Source organism: Streptomyces sp. NPDC001604 (genome assembly GCF_042893475.1).
GTDB lineage: Bacteria > Actinomycetota > Actinomycetes > Streptomycetales > Streptomycetaceae > Streptomyces.
Genome location: NZ_JBIAUY010000002.1, coordinates 159,906 through 176,912, shown reverse-complemented (window position 1 = coordinate 176,912; position 17,007 = coordinate 159,906). Strand labels below are relative to the sequence as shown.

The 17,007-nt window shown below is 71.6% G+C and carries 15 protein-coding genes; 12 read left to right on the top strand and 3 right to left on the bottom strand.

The features are described from left to right. Positions 1-309: 309 nt before the first annotated feature. On the top strand, positions 310-1,581 hold the full coding sequence (locus ACFY1E_RS06005) for a hypothetical protein (protein ID WP_389071974.1): 1,272 nt from the start codon (positions 310-312) through the stop codon (positions 1,579-1,581). 3 nt (positions 1,582-1,584) lie between these two features. Here ACFY1E_RS06005 and ACFY1E_RS06000 read toward each other — a convergent pair whose 3' ends face one another. Further along, a complete protein-coding gene (locus tag ACFY1E_RS06000) occupies positions 1,585-2,565 on the bottom strand; it encodes an ATP-binding protein (protein ID WP_389071971.1) in 981 nt (326 codons plus the stop codon). Positions 2,566-2,666: 101 nt separating this feature from the next. Here ACFY1E_RS06000 and ACFY1E_RS05995 point away from each other — a divergent pair, with 101 nt between their 5' ends. Beyond that, positions 2,667-3,491: an oxidoreductase gene (locus ACFY1E_RS05995; protein ID WP_389071968.1), complete on the top strand. Its 825-nt coding sequence runs from the start codon at positions 2,667-2,669 to the stop codon at positions 3,489-3,491. 379 nt (positions 3,492-3,870) lie between these two features. On the opposite strand, the gene ACFY1E_RS05990 is transcribed toward ACFY1E_RS05995, so the two are convergent. Beyond that, complete coding sequence (locus ACFY1E_RS05990; protein WP_389071966.1) at positions 3,871-4,716, bottom strand: HAD family hydrolase; 846 nt, start codon at positions 4,714-4,716, stop codon at positions 3,871-3,873. 580 nt (positions 4,717-5,296) lie between these two features. On the opposite strand from ACFY1E_RS05990, the gene ssd reads away from it, so the two are divergent. The 7 genes from ssd (at position 5,297) to ACFY1E_RS05955 (ending at position 10,736) form a co-directional block, all read left to right on the top strand. Then, positions 5,297-6,400, top strand: coding sequence for a septum site-determining protein Ssd (gene ssd / locus ACFY1E_RS05985; protein WP_389071963.1), 1,104 nt, complete (start codon positions 5,297-5,299; stop codon positions 6,398-6,400). Between the two features lie 440 nt (positions 6,401-6,840). Continuing rightward, the gene (locus ACFY1E_RS05980; protein ID WP_389073330.1) at positions 6,841-8,019 is read left to right on the top strand and encodes a TadA family conjugal transfer-associated ATPase; all 1,179 of its coding nucleotides are present in this window, start codon (positions 6,841-6,843) and stop codon (positions 8,017-8,019) included. Then, the gene (locus tag ACFY1E_RS05975) at positions 8,012-8,872 is read left to right on the top strand and encodes a type II secretion system F family protein (protein WP_389071961.1); all 861 of its coding nucleotides are present in this window, start codon (positions 8,012-8,014) and stop codon (positions 8,870-8,872) included. The genes ACFY1E_RS05980 and ACFY1E_RS05975 overlap by 8 nt, the downstream gene beginning before the upstream one ends. Next, a complete protein-coding gene (locus ACFY1E_RS05970) occupies positions 8,869-9,657 on the top strand; it encodes a type II secretion system F family protein (protein ID WP_389071959.1) in 789 nt (262 codons plus the stop codon). The genes ACFY1E_RS05975 and ACFY1E_RS05970 overlap by 4 nt, the downstream gene beginning before the upstream one ends. Before the next feature lie 77 nt (positions 9,658-9,734). Next, a complete protein-coding gene (locus ACFY1E_RS05965; protein WP_389071957.1) occupies positions 9,735-9,944 on the top strand; it encodes a DUF4244 domain-containing protein in 210 nt (69 codons plus the stop codon). Beyond that, complete coding sequence (locus ACFY1E_RS05960; protein WP_389071954.1) at positions 9,931-10,296, top strand: TadE family type IV pilus minor pilin; 366 nt, start codon at positions 9,931-9,933, stop codon at positions 10,294-10,296. The genes ACFY1E_RS05965 and ACFY1E_RS05960 overlap by 14 nt, the downstream gene beginning before the upstream one ends. Beyond that, positions 10,293-10,736 (top strand): Rv3654c family TadE-like protein, encoded by a 444-nt coding sequence (locus tag ACFY1E_RS05955; protein WP_389071952.1) that lies wholly within the window; start codon positions 10,293-10,295, stop codon positions 10,734-10,736. The genes ACFY1E_RS05960 and ACFY1E_RS05955 overlap by 4 nt, the downstream gene beginning before the upstream one ends. On the opposite strand, the gene ACFY1E_RS05950 is transcribed toward ACFY1E_RS05955, so the two are convergent. Continuing rightward, positions 10,633-13,155, bottom strand: coding sequence for a DEAD/DEAH box helicase (locus ACFY1E_RS05950; RefSeq protein WP_389071950.1), 2,523 nt, complete (start codon positions 13,153-13,155; stop codon positions 10,633-10,635). The two genes, ACFY1E_RS05955 and ACFY1E_RS05950, sit on opposite strands and share 104 nt — an antisense overlap. A gap of 81 nt (positions 13,156-13,236) precedes the next feature. On the opposite strand from ACFY1E_RS05950, the gene bldG reads away from it, so the two are divergent. From bldG to ACFY1E_RS05935, 3 genes are all read left to right on the top strand, one after another. Further along, entirely contained in the window at positions 13,237-13,578 is a 342-nt protein-coding gene (gene bldG / locus ACFY1E_RS05945; protein WP_003975386.1) for an anti-sigma factor antagonist BldG, read from the top strand. A gap of 117 nt (positions 13,579-13,695) precedes the next feature. Beyond that, a complete protein-coding gene (locus tag ACFY1E_RS05940; RefSeq protein WP_389071948.1) occupies positions 13,696-14,130 on the top strand; it encodes an ATP-binding protein in 435 nt (144 codons plus the stop codon). A 296-nt stretch (positions 14,131-14,426) separates the two neighbouring features. Continuing rightward, positions 14,427-16,832, top strand: a complete 2,406-nt coding sequence (locus ACFY1E_RS05935; RefSeq protein WP_389071945.1) for a sodium-translocating pyrophosphatase — start codon at positions 14,427-14,429, stop codon at positions 16,830-16,832. The last annotated feature ends 175 nt before the right edge of the window (positions 16,833-17,007 follow it).

Here is a 17,007-nt window from a genome sequence, read left to right as displayed (position 1 = left end):
TCGCGGATCAGGTCGTCCCCGCCGATGGGCGGGGGTCGGGACGCGGCCGTGGGTCACGGCGTGCAGCGGCGGGATGCATCAACGCTCGGTAAATGGATCGTAATTCAGAGTAAAGGCCAGGCATAGACTTTCCTGGCAAATGGGGTAATGACTCACTCCAATGAGTGAAGCGGTCATTTCATCGGCTTGTCGTACTAATTCCTTCTCGGTCCCGTGCGACCTTGGCGGCGCTGTCGGGTTGCCCCGGCACACCACCAGAAAACGCCCTCATCGGCGTTGGCCTGAGAGAAGGAAGAAGGTGAGCGGAACATGACCGCCACCCAGAGGATCGCCGTGGGCGTCGTGATCACCGCGTCCTGTGCCGCGTGGGTCGCCGGCTGTGCGATCGGCTCCAACGGTTCCAAGGCAGGTGCTCTCGGTCCGCAGAAGGTCCGTCCGGTCCATGTGCACGGGAGCGCGGTCCGTCTGATCGGCGACGGCTCCACCGCGTACACCGGGGCGCAGCCGCATCTGCCCAGACCCGAGCGTCTGCGGCCGGGCCAGAAGCCCCCGCAGTTCGTCGTCTTCTCCTGGGACGGCGCTGGCGAGGACAGCCAGAAGCTCTTCTCCCACTTCCGCAAGCTCTCCAAGGCCAACCACGCGACCATGACGTACTTCCTCAGCGGCGTGTACATGCTGCCTGAGGAGAAACGCGACCTCTACAAGCCCCCGGAGCACTCGGTGGGCAGTTCGGACATCGGCTTCAACGACGAGCAGGGCATCGCCGACACCGTGAAGCAGCTGCGTCTGGCGTGGCTGGAGGGCAACGAGATCGGCACCCACTTCAACGGCCACTTCTGCGGGAGGAACGGCGGGGTCGGTGAGTGGTCGGTCGCGCAGTGGATGAGCGAGATCGCCCAGGCCAAGAAGTTCGTGAAGACCTGGAAGACCAACTCCGGCATGGAGAAGGCGGCCCCACTGCCCTTCGACTACGACAAGGAGCTCATCGGCGCACGCACGCCCTGTCTGGAGGGCCAGAAGAACTTCATGAAGGCCGCGAGCAAGCTGGGTTTCCGCTACGACACCAGCGGGGTCAACGAACAGGTCTGGCCGAAGAAGAGGGAAGGGCTGTGGGACCTGTCGATGCAGCTCGTGCCCTTCCCGGGGCACTCCTACGAGCAGCTCACCATGGACTACAACTTCATGGTCAACCAGTCCGGCACGCAGACCCAGGGCGACCCCGACAAGTTCGACTACTGGGGCGACCAGATGCGCGACGGCCTGCTCAAGGGCTTCCGCCGCGCCTACAAGGGCAATCGCGCGCCCCTGGTCATCGGCAACCACTTCGAGTCCTGGAACGGCGGCACCTACATGCGGGCCGTCGACGAGGTCGTCGAGACGGTCTGCAACAAGCCCGACGTGCGCTGTGTGTCCTTCCATCAGCTGGTCGACTGGCTGGACGCCCAGGACCCGCAGACCCTGGCCAAACTGCGCACCCTGAAGGTCGGCCAGGCGCCCAAGCAGGGCTGGGCGGCCTTCCTGTCGGGCCGCCCGGCCCCGGCCCCGAAGGGGGCCCCCGGGGCACCGGCCGCCGAGCAGTAGCCGTCAGGCGGAGGCGGCGACACCCTCACCGAGCACGAACCCGGGGTCGATCTGCGCGGTCAGGTCGGCCCCGGTGCGGGCATCGCCCCACGAGGCCGCGTTCTTCAGGTGGAAGTGCACCATCTGCCGCGTGTAGCGCTCCCAGTCGCGCAACCCGTACGTCGCGTCCGTGGCGACCTGGAGGGCACGCAGGGCACGGCGGTTGGCGTCCTCCAGGAACTCGAACGGGAGCGGCCGGCCCTTCTCCATGGCGCGCACCCAGTCCGAGTGCCCGACCGTCATCAGCAGGTCGTCCCCGACCTCGGCGCGGAGGAAGTCGAGGTCGTCCGGCCCCTGCACCTTGTTGCCGACGACCTTCAGGACGACGCCGTAGTCACGGGCGTACTCCTTGTACTGGCGGTAGACGGAGACCCCCTTCCGGGTCGGCTCGGCCACGAGGAACGTGATGTCGAAGCGGGTGAACATGCCGGAGGCGAAGGAGTCCGAGCCCGCCGTCATGTCCACCACGACGTACTCGCCCTGCCCGTCCACCAGGTGGTTCAGGCACAGCTCCACCGCTCCCGTCTTGGAGTGGTAGCAGGCGACCCCCAGGTCGGCGTCGGTGAAGGGGCCCGTGACCATCAAACGGACGGCGCCGCCGTCGAGTTCCACCCGCCGGGCACAGGCCTCGTAGACCGGGTTGTCCTCGCACACCCGCAGCAGCCGCGAGCCCTCGCCGGGCGGGGTGGTCTTGATCATCGTCTCGGCAGAGGTGATCCGAGGGTTGCAGCCGCGCAGATGGTCCTTGATCAGCGGCAGCCTCTCACCCATCGCCGGCAGCGCGGCGGCCTCCGCCTCGTCGAGGCCCAGCGCGGCCCCCAGGTGCTGGTTGATGTCCGCGTCCACGGCGAGGACGGGTGCTCCGGTGGCCGCGAGATGGCGGATGAACAGGGAGGACAGGGTCGTCTTGCCGCTGCCGCCCTTCCCGACGAAAGCAATTTTCATGTTCACGAAGGGTAGTGGGTTGATAGCTGTATGTGGCAGACGGGCGTGAGGAAGACCACTCAATCGTGGGGCGCGCCGCCTGGGTGGCTAGTGTCGTACTCATGAGTACGACAGGCGCGAACGCCGATCCGCTCGCCGCCCTGGGCTCGCTGCCCGGGGTGGCCGAGTCCGTGGAATCCGTGCGCAAGGCCGTGGACCGGGTCTACGGGCACCGGGTCATGCGGCGCCGCAGCAACGAGATCACCTCCGAGGCGGCGCTCCGCGGTGCCCGCGGTTCCGCCGCGCTGTCCGGCGCCGACTGGGCGCTGGAGGAGGTGCGCCGACGCACCGACTTCAGCGGTGACGACGACGCGCGCGTGATGGGCGCAGCCCTCAGGCTCACCGCGGAGGCGGGCCAACTGCTGTCCGTCTGGCGGCAGTCGCCCCTGCGGGTGCTCGCCCGGCTGCACCTGGTGGCCGCGGCCACCAACGGGGACGAGGTCGGACGGCCGCGGCTGGCGGGCGAGCCGGTCGACGAACCGCTCATCGAGCTGCCGCTGCCGGGCGCCGACGAGGTGCACGGCCGGCTGGAGGGCCTCGCGGAGCTGATCATCACTGGCAGCTCCGCGCCCGCCCTGGTGACGGCCGCCGTCGTCCACGGCGAACTCCTCGCACTGCGCCCCTTCGCGTCCCACAACGGCCTGGTCGCACGCACCGCCGAGCGCATCGTCCTGGTGGGCAGCGGCCTCGACCCGAAGTCGGTCTGCCCGGCCGAGGTCGGCCACGCGGAACTCGGCCGCGCGGCGTACCTGGCGGCGCTCGAGGGGTATCTCTCCGGCACGCCGGACGGCATGGCCGCCTGGATCGCCCACTGCGGCAGGGCGGTCGAGCTGGGTGCGCGCGAGTCGACGGCCGTGTGCGAGGCGCTGCAGCGCGGAGCGGCGTAGGAAGTCCGGCAGGGGCCGGAAAAGGGTTGCGGCGGTACGAGGATTCGTACCGCCGCTGGCATGCTCACCGGGTTACCAAGCGTCCTCGATATGTCGCCCATCAGGTCGGGAACTTTGCCCGTCACCTGGTGTGGCTGGCCCGTAATCGACGGGTCGACGTCGCGTGGGTGCCCGGTGTTCATGCTCGGTCCGTGGGGCCAAATGCGTTATTAAGGTGATCCTTTCGGATGTCCTTGGTCTCGCGGGCCGTTAACCCCTTTGTACTCCAGGTCCGAAGCAAGTGGAACCCCCGGCTGTACTTCTTTACTTTTGGTCTCAAATGGGGCGTAAACGGGCGCCGGGATGTCGAACGGGGGTTTGGTGCCGGTGAATCGGCAGGTCAGGCGATCGCCGCCCGCCGCCGACTGGCGTACCAGACAAGACCCGCGGTGGCGGCCGCGGCGCCTATTGCCGCGGCCGCGACGAGGGCAGGACGGGGCGGTACGGAGAATGCGGGGATCCGCTGCTTGAGCCGCACCGGCCGGTGGAAATCGAGAATCGGCCACCCGCGCGCGAGTGCCTCGCGGCGCAGCGCGCGATCCGGGTTCACGGCATGCGGAAGGCCGACCTCCTGCAGCATCGGCAGGTCGGTCGCCGAGTCGCTGTAGGCGTAGCAGCGATCGAGGTCGTACCCCTCGGACCGGGCCAGTTCCTTGATCGCCTCGGCCTTCGTCGGGCCGTACGCGTAGTACTCCACCTCGCCGGTGTAGCAGCCGTCCTCGCCCACGACCATGCGTGTCGCCACCACGCGGTCCGCGCCGAGCAGCTCGCCGATCGGCTCCACCACCTCCGCACCCGAGGTCGACACGATGACGACGTCGCGGCCGGCGGTGTGGTGCTCCTCGATGAGGGAGGCGGCCTCGTCGTAGATGATCGGGTCGATCAGGTCGTGCAGGGTCTCGGCAACGATCTCCTTGACCTGCTGGACGTTCCAGCCGCGGACGAGCGAGGACAGGTACTCGCGCGTCCGCTCCATCTGGTCGTGGTCCATGCCGCCGATGAGGAAGACGAACTGGGCATATGCGGTACGCAAGGCGGCCCTGCGGTTGATCAGCCCGCCTTGGTAGAAGGACTTGCTGAAGGTGAGCGTGCTCGACTTCGCAATGACCGTCTTGTCCAGGTCAAAGAAGGCCGCTGTGCGGGGCAAGGAGTGGTTTTCCACGCCCCGAGCATAGGCGCAGCCCATTCGGCGTAAGGTGGGGCGCGTGGGTTTGCCTGAGAAGGGTCTCGGGTACACCATGGAAGTCACGGATCGTTCGCGACCGTGCTAACCCGGTCCGGCTCCTCCCCCCCGAGTCGGCCGTGGAGACGACCCCCACTCTCCCCCCCGGTGGGGGTCGTCGCATGTCCGGGCGGGTTTTTCCGCTCTCTCTCACTTCCCGGCGCGGCTGTACGGCCGTCATGACGCGGCCGCGGCCGCCTCTTCCGCATGCCCATGATCCGTCACTCTGTGTGTCCGTGGGGCTGCGCTGTGGAAGTCGCGCACGCGTGGGCACAGGGGTCACCGGTATGGGTGATGGCGTTATTCACAGCCCCCGACTTGTCCACAGTTTTCGACCATGATCCGCAGGATTTCCGGGATCGCTGCACCGTGATTCAAACGCGTCCCGCTGGAGCCGGGTTCAAGACCGGTTCCGGTTTGTCGGGCGGGTTTGGCCGGTTCGTATCGGCCGCTCATATGGAGACCGGTTGCCGGTTCTTCACACGTTTGGGAATCGCGGGGCCGCAGGGGCTGCGCGAGAGATGCAGCGAAGGGGGACTCAGCCGTGGCCGGAGCCGTCACACATGAACCGCCGCCCGCCGCCTCGGGGCGGCAGGCAGGACCACTGATCGTCACGGAGGACGTGGAACTCCTCGACGACCTGCTGCGCCTGTGCGCAGCGGCAGGCGCGACACCGGAGGTCCACCACTCGGTGCCGGAGCGCGCGGGCGGCTGGGAGGCAGCACCGCTCGTCCTGGTCGGCGACGACGCCGCCCGGCGGGTGCGGGGAGCCGCCCGCAGAGGAGGAGTGGTGCTGGTCGGCCGCGACCAGGACGACTCCGGGGTCTGGCGCCGGGCCGTCGAGATCGGCGCCGACCACGTGCTCGTGCTGCCGGACGGTGAACAGTGGCTGGTCGACCGCATCGCCGATGTGGCCGAGGGCGTGGGCCGGCCCGCCCTCACGGTCGGCGTCATCGGCGGCCGCGGCGGGGCCGGGGCGTCCACGCTCGCGTGCGCCCTCGCCGTCACCTCCGCACGTGAGGGGCTGCGCACCCTGCTCGTGGACGCCGATCCGCTGGGCGGCGGACTCGACGTACTGCTCGGCGGCGAGAGCGCCGAGGGACTGCGCTGGCCCGCCTTCGCCGCCTCCCGCGGCCGGGTCGGCGGCGGCGCCCTGGAGGAGTCACTGCCGCAGCTCCACTCGCTTCGGGTGCTCAGCTGGGACCGCGGCGACCGCATCGCCGTCCCTGCCCAGGCCGTACGGGCGGTGCTGGCCGCGGCCAGGCGGCGGGGCGGCACCGTCGTCGTCGATCTGCCGCGCCGCATCGACGACGGGGTCGCCGAGGCGCTCGCCCAGCTCGATCTCGGCCTCCTGGTCGCCCCCGGCGAACTGCGCGCCGTCGCTGCGGCCGGACGGGTGGCGTCCGCCGTCGGCATGGTCCTGCGCGATCTGCGGGTCGCGGTACGAGGGCCGTACGCGCCCGGACTGGACGACCGCGAGGTGGCCCGGCTGCTCGGACTACCCCTGGCCGGCGAACTGCCCGTGGAGTCGGGGCTGCTGCGCCCGGGGGAGGGCAGGACACCGCCCGCCGCGGACGGCCGCGGACCCCTGGCGCGCTTCTGCAAGCAGTTCTGGGAGCGGGCACTGACGGAGGCGGGGAGCGCATGAGCACCTACGCGGGAGGCGGAAGGACGGGCGGATCCGGAGCTGCTCCGGTGCGAGGGACTGCGGGAGTGGTGCCGCAGCCGGGCGGCAGGGCGCGGGTGCCGTCGTGGGCCGGGCCGCGGGTGTCTTCGGAGGCGGCTGGGCGGCTGGGTGATGTGTCGGGGCCGGGTGTGACCGAGCAGTGGCGGCCGGGCGGCAGGGCGCGGGTGCCGTCGTGGGCTGGGCCGCGCGTGTCGCAGGGGGCGGCTGGGCGGCTGGGTGATGTGTCGGGGCCGGGTGTGACCGAGCAGTGGCGGCCGGACGGCAGGGCGCGGGTGCCGTCGTGGGCCGGGCCGCGCGTGTCGCAGGGGGCGGCTGGGCGGCTGGGTGATGTGTCGGGGCCCGGTTCGGCGGGGCAATGGCGGCCGGGCGGCGATTCGGTGTCCGCGGCCGTGGCTCCGGAGATGCCCTCCGGTCTCCTGGACGGCGTACGGCAGTGGCTCGTCGAGAGCGGGGCCGAGCCGACACCCGCCCGCGTGGCGCAGGCCCTGCGGGAGCAGGGGCGGGTCCTGGGGGACGCCGAAGTACTCGGCGCGGCCGAGCAGTTGCGCTCCGAACTCGTCGGCAGCGGGCCGCTCGAACCGCTGCTCGCCGATCCGTCGGTCACCGACGTGCTGGTCTCCGCACCGGACCGGGTCTGGGTCGACCGGGGCGGCGGACTGGAGCTGACGTCGGTCTCCTTCCCGGACGCGGCCGCCGTACGACGTCTTGCGCAGCGCCTGGCCGCGGTGGCCGGGCGGCGGCTCGACGACGCACGGCCATGGGCCGATGCCCGGCTGCCCGACGGGACGCGGCTGCATGCGGTGCTGCCACCGGTGGCCGTCGGCTGCACCTGTCTGTCGCTGCGCGTCGTACGGCCCCGGGCGTTCACGCTCGACGAACTGGTCGCTGCGGGCACGGTACCGCCGGGCGGTGACCGCGTGCTGCGGGCACTGCTCGAGGCACGGCTGTCCTTCCTCGTCAGCGGCGGGACGGGCAGCGGCAAGACGACTCTGCTGAGCGCGCTGCTGGGACTGGTCGGACGCGGCGAGCGCATCGTGCTCGCCGAGGACTCCGCGGAGCTGCGGCCGGACCATCCGCACGTCGTACGGCTGGAGACCAGACCCGCCAACCAGGAGGGCGCGGGCCTCGTCACGCTCCAGGACCTGGTGCGGCAGGCACTGCGGATGCGGCCGGACCGGCTGGTCGTGGGCGAGGTGCGCGGGCCCGAAGTGGTGCATCTGCTGGCCGCGTTGAACACCGGCCACGAGGGCGGCTGCGGCACCGTCCACGCGAATGCCGCCGCCGGCGTACCGGCCCGGCTCGAGGCGCTCGGCACGGCGGCCGGGCTCGACCGGGCCGCGCTGCACAGCCAGTTGGCGGCGGCGCTGTCGGTGGTCCTGCATCTGGCGCGGGACCGGACCGGACGGCGGCGGATCGCCGAGGTGCACGTACTGGAGCGGGATCCGTCGGGGCTGGTGCGGACGGTGCCGGCGCTGCGGTGGGGCGGGGAGGCGTTCGTGCACGAGCGGGGCTGGGAGCGGCTGCGGGAGCTGCTGCACAGCGGGTCCGGCAAGACCTTCGAAGGGGGACGTCATGGGTGAGACGGCGATGGGGGCGGCCGTGCTGTGCGTCGGCGCGGCGGCCCTGCTGATGGGCGGGTGGCACTCCGGGGCGCGGCGGGCGCAGCTGTTGCTCGCGGGCGGCGGGGTGGTGAGCACCGGGCCGCCGTCCTGGCGGGAGGTCGCCGGAGAGCTGCGGCGGATCCGCGGGAGGCTGCGGCCCGAGTGGTGGGCGGCGGCCGTGGGGGTGGTGCTCGCGGTGCTGGGTGCGTCGGTGCTGCCGGTCGTCGCGGGGGCGGCCGGGGTGCCGTTGCTGCGGCGCATGCGGCTGACGGCGGAGGCCCGGCGGGCCCGGGAGTGCCGCGGGGACGCGGTGATCGCGCTGTGCGGGGCGCTCGCCGGGGAGGTGCGCGCCGGGCGGCAGCCGGGGGATGCGCTGCCCCGGGCCGCGCGGGACTCCGGCGGGCTCGGGGACGCACAGGCGGCGGTGCTGGCGGCGGCGCGGTTCGGCGGCGACGTCCCGGACGCGCTCGCGTCGGCGGCCCGGCAACCGGGCGCCGAGGGACTGCTGGGCCTCGCCGCGTGCTGGCGGGTGGCCGTGGACCAGGGCGCGGGTCTCGCCGCCGGGCTCGACCGGCTCGAAGGGGCGCTGCGCGCCGAGCGGGACCAACGCGCGGATCTGCGCGCCCAGTTGGCAGGGGCGAAGTCCACGGCGGTGATGCTCGCTGGGCTGCCCGCTCTGGGCCTCGCCCTGGGGACCGCCCTCGGCGCCGACCCCCTGCATGTGCTGCTGCACACCGGGGCCGGGCTGGGCTGCCTGTTGGTCGGCGGTCTGCTGGAAGGCCTCGGGATGTGCTGGGCGATGCGGATCGTGCGACGGGCGGAGGCGGCGTGAGCGCGGAAGTTGTCCACAGGCTGGGGGCGGCCGCGGGGGTGTTGCTCGTCCTCGGGTGGCTGCTGCGCCGGCTGGAGACCGTACGGCGCGAGCGGAGAGTGCGCAGACGGCTGGCCGGGCTGGTGGCCGACGCCGAGGCGGTGCAGGACCGGCCGCGCTTCGAGGCACGGGATGTGGCTCGGCGTTGGCCGGCCGGGGTGGGCGTGGTGGGCGCCGGATGGGTCCTGGTCGGCGGCCTCGCCGGCGTCGCGGTGGGGCTGGTCGTCGCGGGCGGGCTGTGGTGGTGGCGTGGCCGGCAGGCGGCCGGGAGTGCCCCGGAGGCGTACGACCCGGCGGAGGCGGCCCGTCAACTCCCGCTCTCGGCCGATCTGGTGGCGGCCTGCATCGCCGCCGGTGCCGGGCCCGTGGTGGCGGCGCAGGCCGTGGGCGAGGCCCTGGGCGGTCCTGTCGGGGATGCGTTGGCGCGGGGTGCGGCCGAGGTGCGGCTCGGCGGCGAACCGGCCGAGGCCTGGCGGCGGCTGGCCGCTCTGCCGGGCGCCGGAGCCCTCGCCCGGCTGCTGGAACGGGCCGACGTGTCCGGACTGCCCGCCGCCGCACCGGTCGCACGGCTCGCGGCGGACGTCCGGGCCGACCGGTCCCGCACCGCGACGGCACGCGCCCGGCGGGCGGCCGTCATGGTCACCGCACCGGTGGGCCTGTGCTTCCTGCCCGCCTTCATCACGGTCGGCGTACTGCCCGTGGTGATCGGGCTGGCGGGCGGCGTGCTGGGAGGGGGTGGTGGATGACGGAACGGGGCTGACGGCGCACGACGCCGGCATCGAGCACGGAATGGTCAACGGAACTGAGCCTCACGGGGGTTGAGATGTGCAAGGCGGTACGGGCGCGGCTGCGTGCCCTGGTGTGCGGGGCGCGTGCGGCGCGCAGGGACGCGGGGATGGTCACCTCGGAGTACGCGATGGGGATCGTGGCGGCGGTGGCGTTCGCGGTGGTCCTCTACAAGGTGGTGACCAGCGGACAGGTCAGCACGGAACTGCAGGACATCGTGAAGCGGGCGCTCGATGCGCAGATGTGAGCGGGGCGGGGACAGGGGGTTCGTGACGGCGGAGTCGGCCATGGTGCTGCCCGTGCTGGTGATGTTCGCGATGGCCTTGGTGGGGGCGCTGCTGGTCGTGGCCGCACAGATCCAGTGCGTGGACGCAGCCCGGACCGGAGCGCGTGCGGCGGCCCGCCAGGACCCGGGCGACAAGGTCGTCCGGATGGCCCGTGAGGCGGCCCCGCGCGGTGCGAGGGTCACGGTCGACCGGGAGGGGGACCAGGTCCGCGTGGTCGTGGTGGCCAGGCCGCCGCTGCTGCGCGGTCTGCCCTTCGAGGTACGGGAGGAGGCCGTGGCCGCGGCGGAGGAGACCGTGGCGGTGGAGCCGTGAACGGCGGCTTCTTCACCCGCCGGTGGGCCGTCGGCCGGGGCGGGGACCGCGGTTCCGCCACCGTCTGGAGCCTCGGTGCGATCACCGTGCTGTGCGTGGTGTTCGGGGTCGTGCTCGCCCTGGGGCAGGCCGTCGTGGTCCGGCACCGTGCAGCCGGCGGTGCGGACCTTGCGGCGCTCGCGGCGGCGGACCACTGGGCGGACGGCACCGCGGCGGCCTGCGCCCGGGCCGACCGTGTGGCGCGGGCGCAGGGCATCCGGCTGGTGCGGTGCGTGATCGTCGGCGAGGTCTCGGACGTGACGGCGGCCTCGGGACGGGGGCCGTTCGCGGCGGAGGTCAGGGCACGGGCGGGACCTGCGGGGCCGCCGACGCCGACGGTGCCCCCGGACCGGGCTCTGCCCCGGCCTTCTCCTGCGGTGCCCCCCGCAACAGCACCGTGAGCAGCCGCACCGCCCCCCTCTTGTGCAGCGGGTCGTTGCCGTTGCCGCACTTGGGGGACTGGATGCAGGACGGGCAGCCGGCCTCGCACTCGCAGGACGCGATGGCCTGGCGGGTGGCGGTGAGCCAGGCGCGGGCGGTGTGGAAGGCGCGCTCGGCGAATCCCGCGCCGCCCGGATGGCCGTCGTAGACGAAGACCGTGGGGAGGAGGGTGTCGGGGTGCAGCGGGACGGAGACCCCGCCGATGTCCCAGCGGTCGCAGGTCGCGAAGAGGGGCAGCATGCCGATCGACGCGTGCTCGGCGGCGTGCAGGGCGCCGCCGAGGATCTCCGGGTGGATCCGGGCCTCGTCCAGCTGGTCCTCGGTGACCGTCCACCACACCGCGCGTGTGCGCAGCGTACGAGGAGGGAGGTCGAGTTTCGTCTCGCCGAGGACCTCACCGGTGATCAGCCGACGGCGCAGGAAGGAGACCACTTGGTTGGTGACCTCGACGGAGCCGTAGCACAGGCGCCCGTCGCCCCAGGGGATCTCGGTGTCCGTCTCCAGGACGCTGATGGACGTCGTGTCGCGGGCGACCGTCGAGTACGACGGGCTCGCCTCCGTGACCAGGGCCACCGAGTCCTCCAGATCCAGGGAGCGCACGAGATACGTACGGCCCTGGTGGAGGTGGACCGCGCCCTCGTGGACGGTCGTGTGGGCGGCGCCCGCGTCGACCGTGCCGAGCAGGCGGCCCGTGCCGGACTCGACGATCCGGACCGGCCGGCCGCCCTCGCCGCGGATGTCGGTGAGGTCGGCGGCCCGTTCCCGGCGCGTCCAGTGCCAGGCCTTCGTACGGCGACGGAGCAGCTGCGCGGCCTCCAGTTGCGGCAGCAGCCCTTCGCAGGCGGGGCCGAAGAGCTCGAAGTCCTCGTCGGTCAAGGGCAGTTCCGCGGCGGCCGCGCACAGGTGCGGGGCCAGGACGTACGGGTTGTCGGGGTCGAGGACCGTGGACTCCACGGGCTGGTCGAACAGGGCCTCGGGGTGGTGGACGAGGAAGGTGTCCAGCGGGTCGTCGCGGGCGACCAGGACGGCCAGCGCGCCCTGCCCGGAGCGTCCGGCGCGGCCCGCCTGCTGCCACAGGGACGCACGGGTGCCGGGATATCCGGCGATCACCACGGCGTCCAGCCCGGAGACGTCGATGCCGAGTTCCAGGGCGGTGGTCGCGGCCAGGCCGAGGAGCTCGCCGGAGTGCAGGGCCTGTTCCAGGGCGCGGCGCTCCTCGGGGAGATAGCCGCCGCGGTACGCCGCGACACGCCGGGCGAGGGAGCGGTCGACCTCGGCGAGACGTTCCTGGGCGATCACCGAGATCAGCTCGGCGCCGCGCCGGGACCGCACGAAGGCGACCGAGCGGACCCCCTGCACGGTGAGGTCGGTCAGCAGGTCGGCCGTCTCGGCGGTGGCGGTACGGCGGACGGGTGCCCCCTTCTCGCCCTGCATCTCGGTGAGCGGGGGCTCCCAGAGTGCGAACACCAGTTCACCGCGCGGTGAGGCGTCGTCGGCCACCTCGACCACCGGGAGGCCCGTGAGGCGGCGGGCGGCGACCGAGGGCTCCGCGGCGGTCGCGGAGGCCAGCAGGAAGACCGGGGAGGCGCCGTAGCGGGCGCACAGGCGGCGCAGACGGCGCAGCACCTGGGCCACGTGCGAGCCGAAGACACCCCGGTAGGTGTGGACCTCGTCGATGACCACGTACTTCAGCGACTTCAGGAAGGAGGACCAGCGGGGGTGGGACGGCAGGATGCCGCGGTGCAGCATGTCCGGGTTGGTCAGGACGTAGTTGGCGTACTGGCGGACCCATTCGCGTTCCTCGAACGGCGTGTCCCCGTCGTACACCGCAGGACGTACGGCATTTCCCAGCGGTTGTGAAAGTTCCTTCACGGATCGGCACTGGTCCGCCGCAAGAGCCTTGGTGGGGGCCAGGTAGAGGGCGGTGCTCCCGCGGCCGTTCGGGGCCTCGGAGCCGTCCAGGAGCGTCGAGAGCACCGGGGCGAGGTACGCCAGGGACTTGCCGGACGCCGTGCCCGTGGCGACGACCACCGAGTCGCCGTCCAGCGCGTGCTCGGCGGCGCGTGCCTGGTGGGCCCAGGGGTGCTCGATGCCGCAGGCCTGCACCGCGGCGATGACCTCCGGACGAATCCGGTCAGGCCAGACGGCATGCCGACCCTCGCGCGGGGGCAAGTGCTCCGTATGAGTGATGCGCGAAGCCCGGCTCGGCCCGGAGGCGAGCCGGCCCAGGACCGTGCCCGGGGCGAGCCGGGAGACGGGTTCCGTCGGGGATCGATCGGATCGGTGATTCTTGGCCATCGGCACCGAGTGTGTCACCGGCGTGACGGACAATGGGACCAAGGCGTCGTGCACGCCTGCCGGTAAGTGATTGAATGCCATCGCGGCTGGCGAACCGTCCCGGGGGCTCCTGCCGAGGTGTCCCGAGGGGCGACCGCTCGATAGCAAGGTGCTGGAGGATCCGTGGACCTGTCCCTGTCGACCCGTACCGTCGGCGATCGTACGGTCGTCGAGGTCGGTGGAGAAATCGACGTATATACCGCGCCCAAGCTGCGCGAGCAGCTGGTCGAGCTGGTGAACGACGGGAGTTTCCACCTCGTCGTAGACATGGAGGGCGTGGACTTCCTCGACTCCACCGGGCTCGGCGTGCTGGTCGGCGGCCTGAAGCGGGTGCGTGCCCATGAGGGCTCGCTGCGCCTGGTCTGCAACCAGGAGCGCATTCTGAAGATCTTCCGCATCACCGGCCTCACCAAGGTGTTCCCGATCCACACCTCGGTCGAGGAAGCGGTGGCGGCCACCGACTGACCACCGCCCCACGGAGCGGGAAAGGACCGTTCCAAGGCGGAAGAAGTTCAATGAGGGGGTCCGGGCTTTCGGCAGCCCGGCCCCCCGACAGCACGCCCGTAGTTCTGAGGGGGATGCATGGCCACCGTTGAACTCCGCTTCAGCGCGCTGCCCGAGCACGTCAGGACCGCCCGACTGGTGGCGGCAGCGGTGGCGCGCAGGGCCGGAGTGGACGAGGCCGTCCTCGACGAGGTCAGACTCGCCGTCGGCGAGGCCTGCAGCCGTGCCGTCGGGCTGCACCAGAGCGCCGGGATCACGTCGCCGGTGAAGGTGCAGCTGGTCGAGGAGGAGAAACAGTTCTCCATCGAGGTGGGCGACGAGGCACCACGCTCGTCCCCCGGAGACGGGGCGCCGGGCTCGGCGGGTGAGGACGTGGAGACCGAGGAGGACGAAATGGGCCTCGCGGTCATCAGTGGACTCGTCGACGACGTGGAGGTGTCCGCCGGCGCGCACGGCGGGCTGATCCGCATGACCTGGCCGACCACACCGCCGCCCACAGCGGTGCTCGCCTGACTCACCCCCGTAAGACGTCCAAGGGCCCTGCTGAGCAGGGCCCTTGGTGTTTTTCCGGCCGTTCCCGGGAATTCGTGAAGGAATTCACGATCAATCACCCGATAATTTGATCAAGCGTCAATGCAGGCGTCAATGCCTTTGAGGCATTACCTCTTTCGGGTTCTGTGGCTTGACGTCGATCATTTGCTGAAGAGCATGTGAAGGCCAATTCCGTTTACCGCGGACTGTTTTGATCAGGTCCCGGTACCTACAATCCGTCCACATCTTGAGCTCAGCCCAAGCGTCAAGGAGGACGAATGGCGGGGCTTTCTACCCCTCATCAGTTTGACCACCCCACGACCCTCGCAGCCGCAGTACTGACGGACGACAACCGGATCATCGTGACGGTCATCGGGGCCGTCGCGCTGGCCGCGCTCGTGGTCGCAGGCATCCTGGTACGCCAGGTGCTCGCGGCGGGCGAGGGCACCGACAGCATGAAGCAGATCGCAGGAGCGGTCCAGGAAGGTGCGAACGCCTACCTGGCCCGGCAGCTGCGCACGCTCGGCGTATTCGCCGTCGTCGTGTTCTTCCTGCTCATGCTGCTGCCCGCGGACGACTGGAATCAGCGCGCCGGACGATCGATCTTCTTTCTGATCGGCGCGGCGTTCTCGGCAGCCACCGGCTATATCGGTATGTGGCTCGCCGTGCGCAGCAATGTCCGTGTCGCCGCGGCGGCCCGGGAAGCGACCCCGGCGGAAGGCGAGCCGGAAAAGGATCTCACCGCCGTCTCGCACAAAGCCATGAAGATCGCTTTCCGTACGGGCGGCGTCGTCGGCATGTTCACGGTGGGGCTCGGTCTGCTGGGCGCCTCCTGCGTGGTGCTGGTGTACGCGGCCGACGCGCCGAAAGTGCTCGAAGGCTTCGGCCTCGGGGCCGCCCTGATCGCCATGTTCATGCGTGTCGGCGGCGGCATCTTCACCAAGGCCGCCGACGTCGGCGCCGACCTGGTCGGCAAGGTCGAGCAGGGCATTCCGGAGGACGACCCGCGCAATGCCGCGACCATCGCCGACAACGTGGGCGACAACGTCGGCGACTGTGCGGGCATGGCGGCCGACCTGTTCGAGTCGTACGCCGTGACCCTGGTCGCCGCGCTGATCCTCGGCAAGGCGGCCTTCGGCGACGCCGGACTCGCCTTCCCCCTGCTCGTGCCCGCGATCGGCGTGATCACGGCGATGATCGGCATCTTCGCCGTGGCCCCGCGCCGTGCGGACCGCAGCGGCATGTCCGCGATCAACCGCGGTTTCTTCATCTCCGCGGTGATCTCGCTCGCGCTGGTCGCGGCGGCCGTCTTCATCTACCTCCCGTCCACCTATGCGGACCTCGACGGCGTCACCGATGCCGCCATCAAGGCCAAGGACGGCGACCCGCGGATCCTCGCGGTGGTGGCGGTGGCGATCGGCATTCTGCTGGCCGCTGTCATCCAGCAGCTGACCGGCTACTTCACCGAGACCAACCGCCGTCCTGTCATGGACATCGGCAAGACCTCGCTCACCGGCCCGGCCACCGTCGTCCTCGCCGGTATCTCGGTCGGTCTCGAGTCGGCCGTCTACACCGCCCTGCTGATCGGCCTCGGCGTGTACGGGGCGTTCCTGCTCGGCGGTACGTCGATCATGCTCGCGCTGTTCGCGGTGGCGCTGGCCGGCACCGGCCTGCTCACCACCGTCGGCGTGATCGTCGCGATGGACACCTTCGGGCCCGTCTCCGACAACGCGCAGGGCATCGCCGAGATGTCCGGCGACGTCGAGGGCGCGGGCGCACAGGTGCTCACCAACCTGGACGCGGTCGGCAACACCACCAAGGCCATCACCAAGGGCATCGCCATCGCCACCGCGGTCCTCGCGGCCTCGGCGCTCTTCGGGTCGTACCGTGACGCGATCACGACCGGCGCGCAGGACGTCGGCGAGAAGCTCTCCGGAGCGGGCGCCCCGATGAGCCTGATGATGGACATCTCGCAGCCCAACAACCTCGTCGGCCTGATCGCGGGCGCGGCGGTCGTCTTCCTCTTCTCGGGGCTGGCGATCAACGCGGTCTCCCGGTCGGCGGGCTCGGTGGTCTACGAGGTGCGCCGGCAGTTCCGTGAGAAGCCCGGGATCATGGACTTCACGGAGAAGCCGGAGTACGGCAAGGTCGTCGACATCTGCACCAAGGACGCCCTGCGGGAGCTGACGACGCCGGGTCTGCTGGCGGTCATGGCACCCATCGCCATCGGGTTCACGCTCGGTGTCGGCGCGCTCGGCGCGTACCTGGCCGGCGCGATCGGCACGGGCACGCTGATGGCGGTGTTCCTCGCCAACTCCGGTGGCGCCTGGGACAACGCCAAGAAGCTCGTCGAGGACGGCCACCACGGAGGCAAGGGCAGCGAGGCCCATGCCGCCACGGTGATCGGCGACACGGTCGGCGACCCCTTCAAGGACACCGCGGGTCCCGCGATCAACCCGCTGCTGAAGGTGATGAACCTGGTGTCGCTGCTCATCGCGCCCGCGGTGATCAAGTTCAGTTACGGCGACGACAAGAACCTCGGGGTACGGATCGCCATCGCGATCCTCGCCCTGCTCGTCATCGTCGGGGCGGTCTACGTCTCCAAGCGGCGCGGGATCGCCGTGGGCGACGAGGACGGTGCCGAGCGGGTGTCCAACTCGGCCGACCCTGCGGTGGTTTCGTAGGCGGCCGCACGAGGTCCGGCTCAAGAGGCGGGGGGGGGGGGGGGGGGGGGGGGGGGGGGGGGGGGCGCGCCCGGGGGGCGCCGCCCCCCCCCCCCCCCCCCCCCCCCCCCCCCCCGGGCCCCCCCCCCCCCCCCCCCCCCCCGGCCCGCCCCCCCCCCGCCGGCGCGGCGCGGCG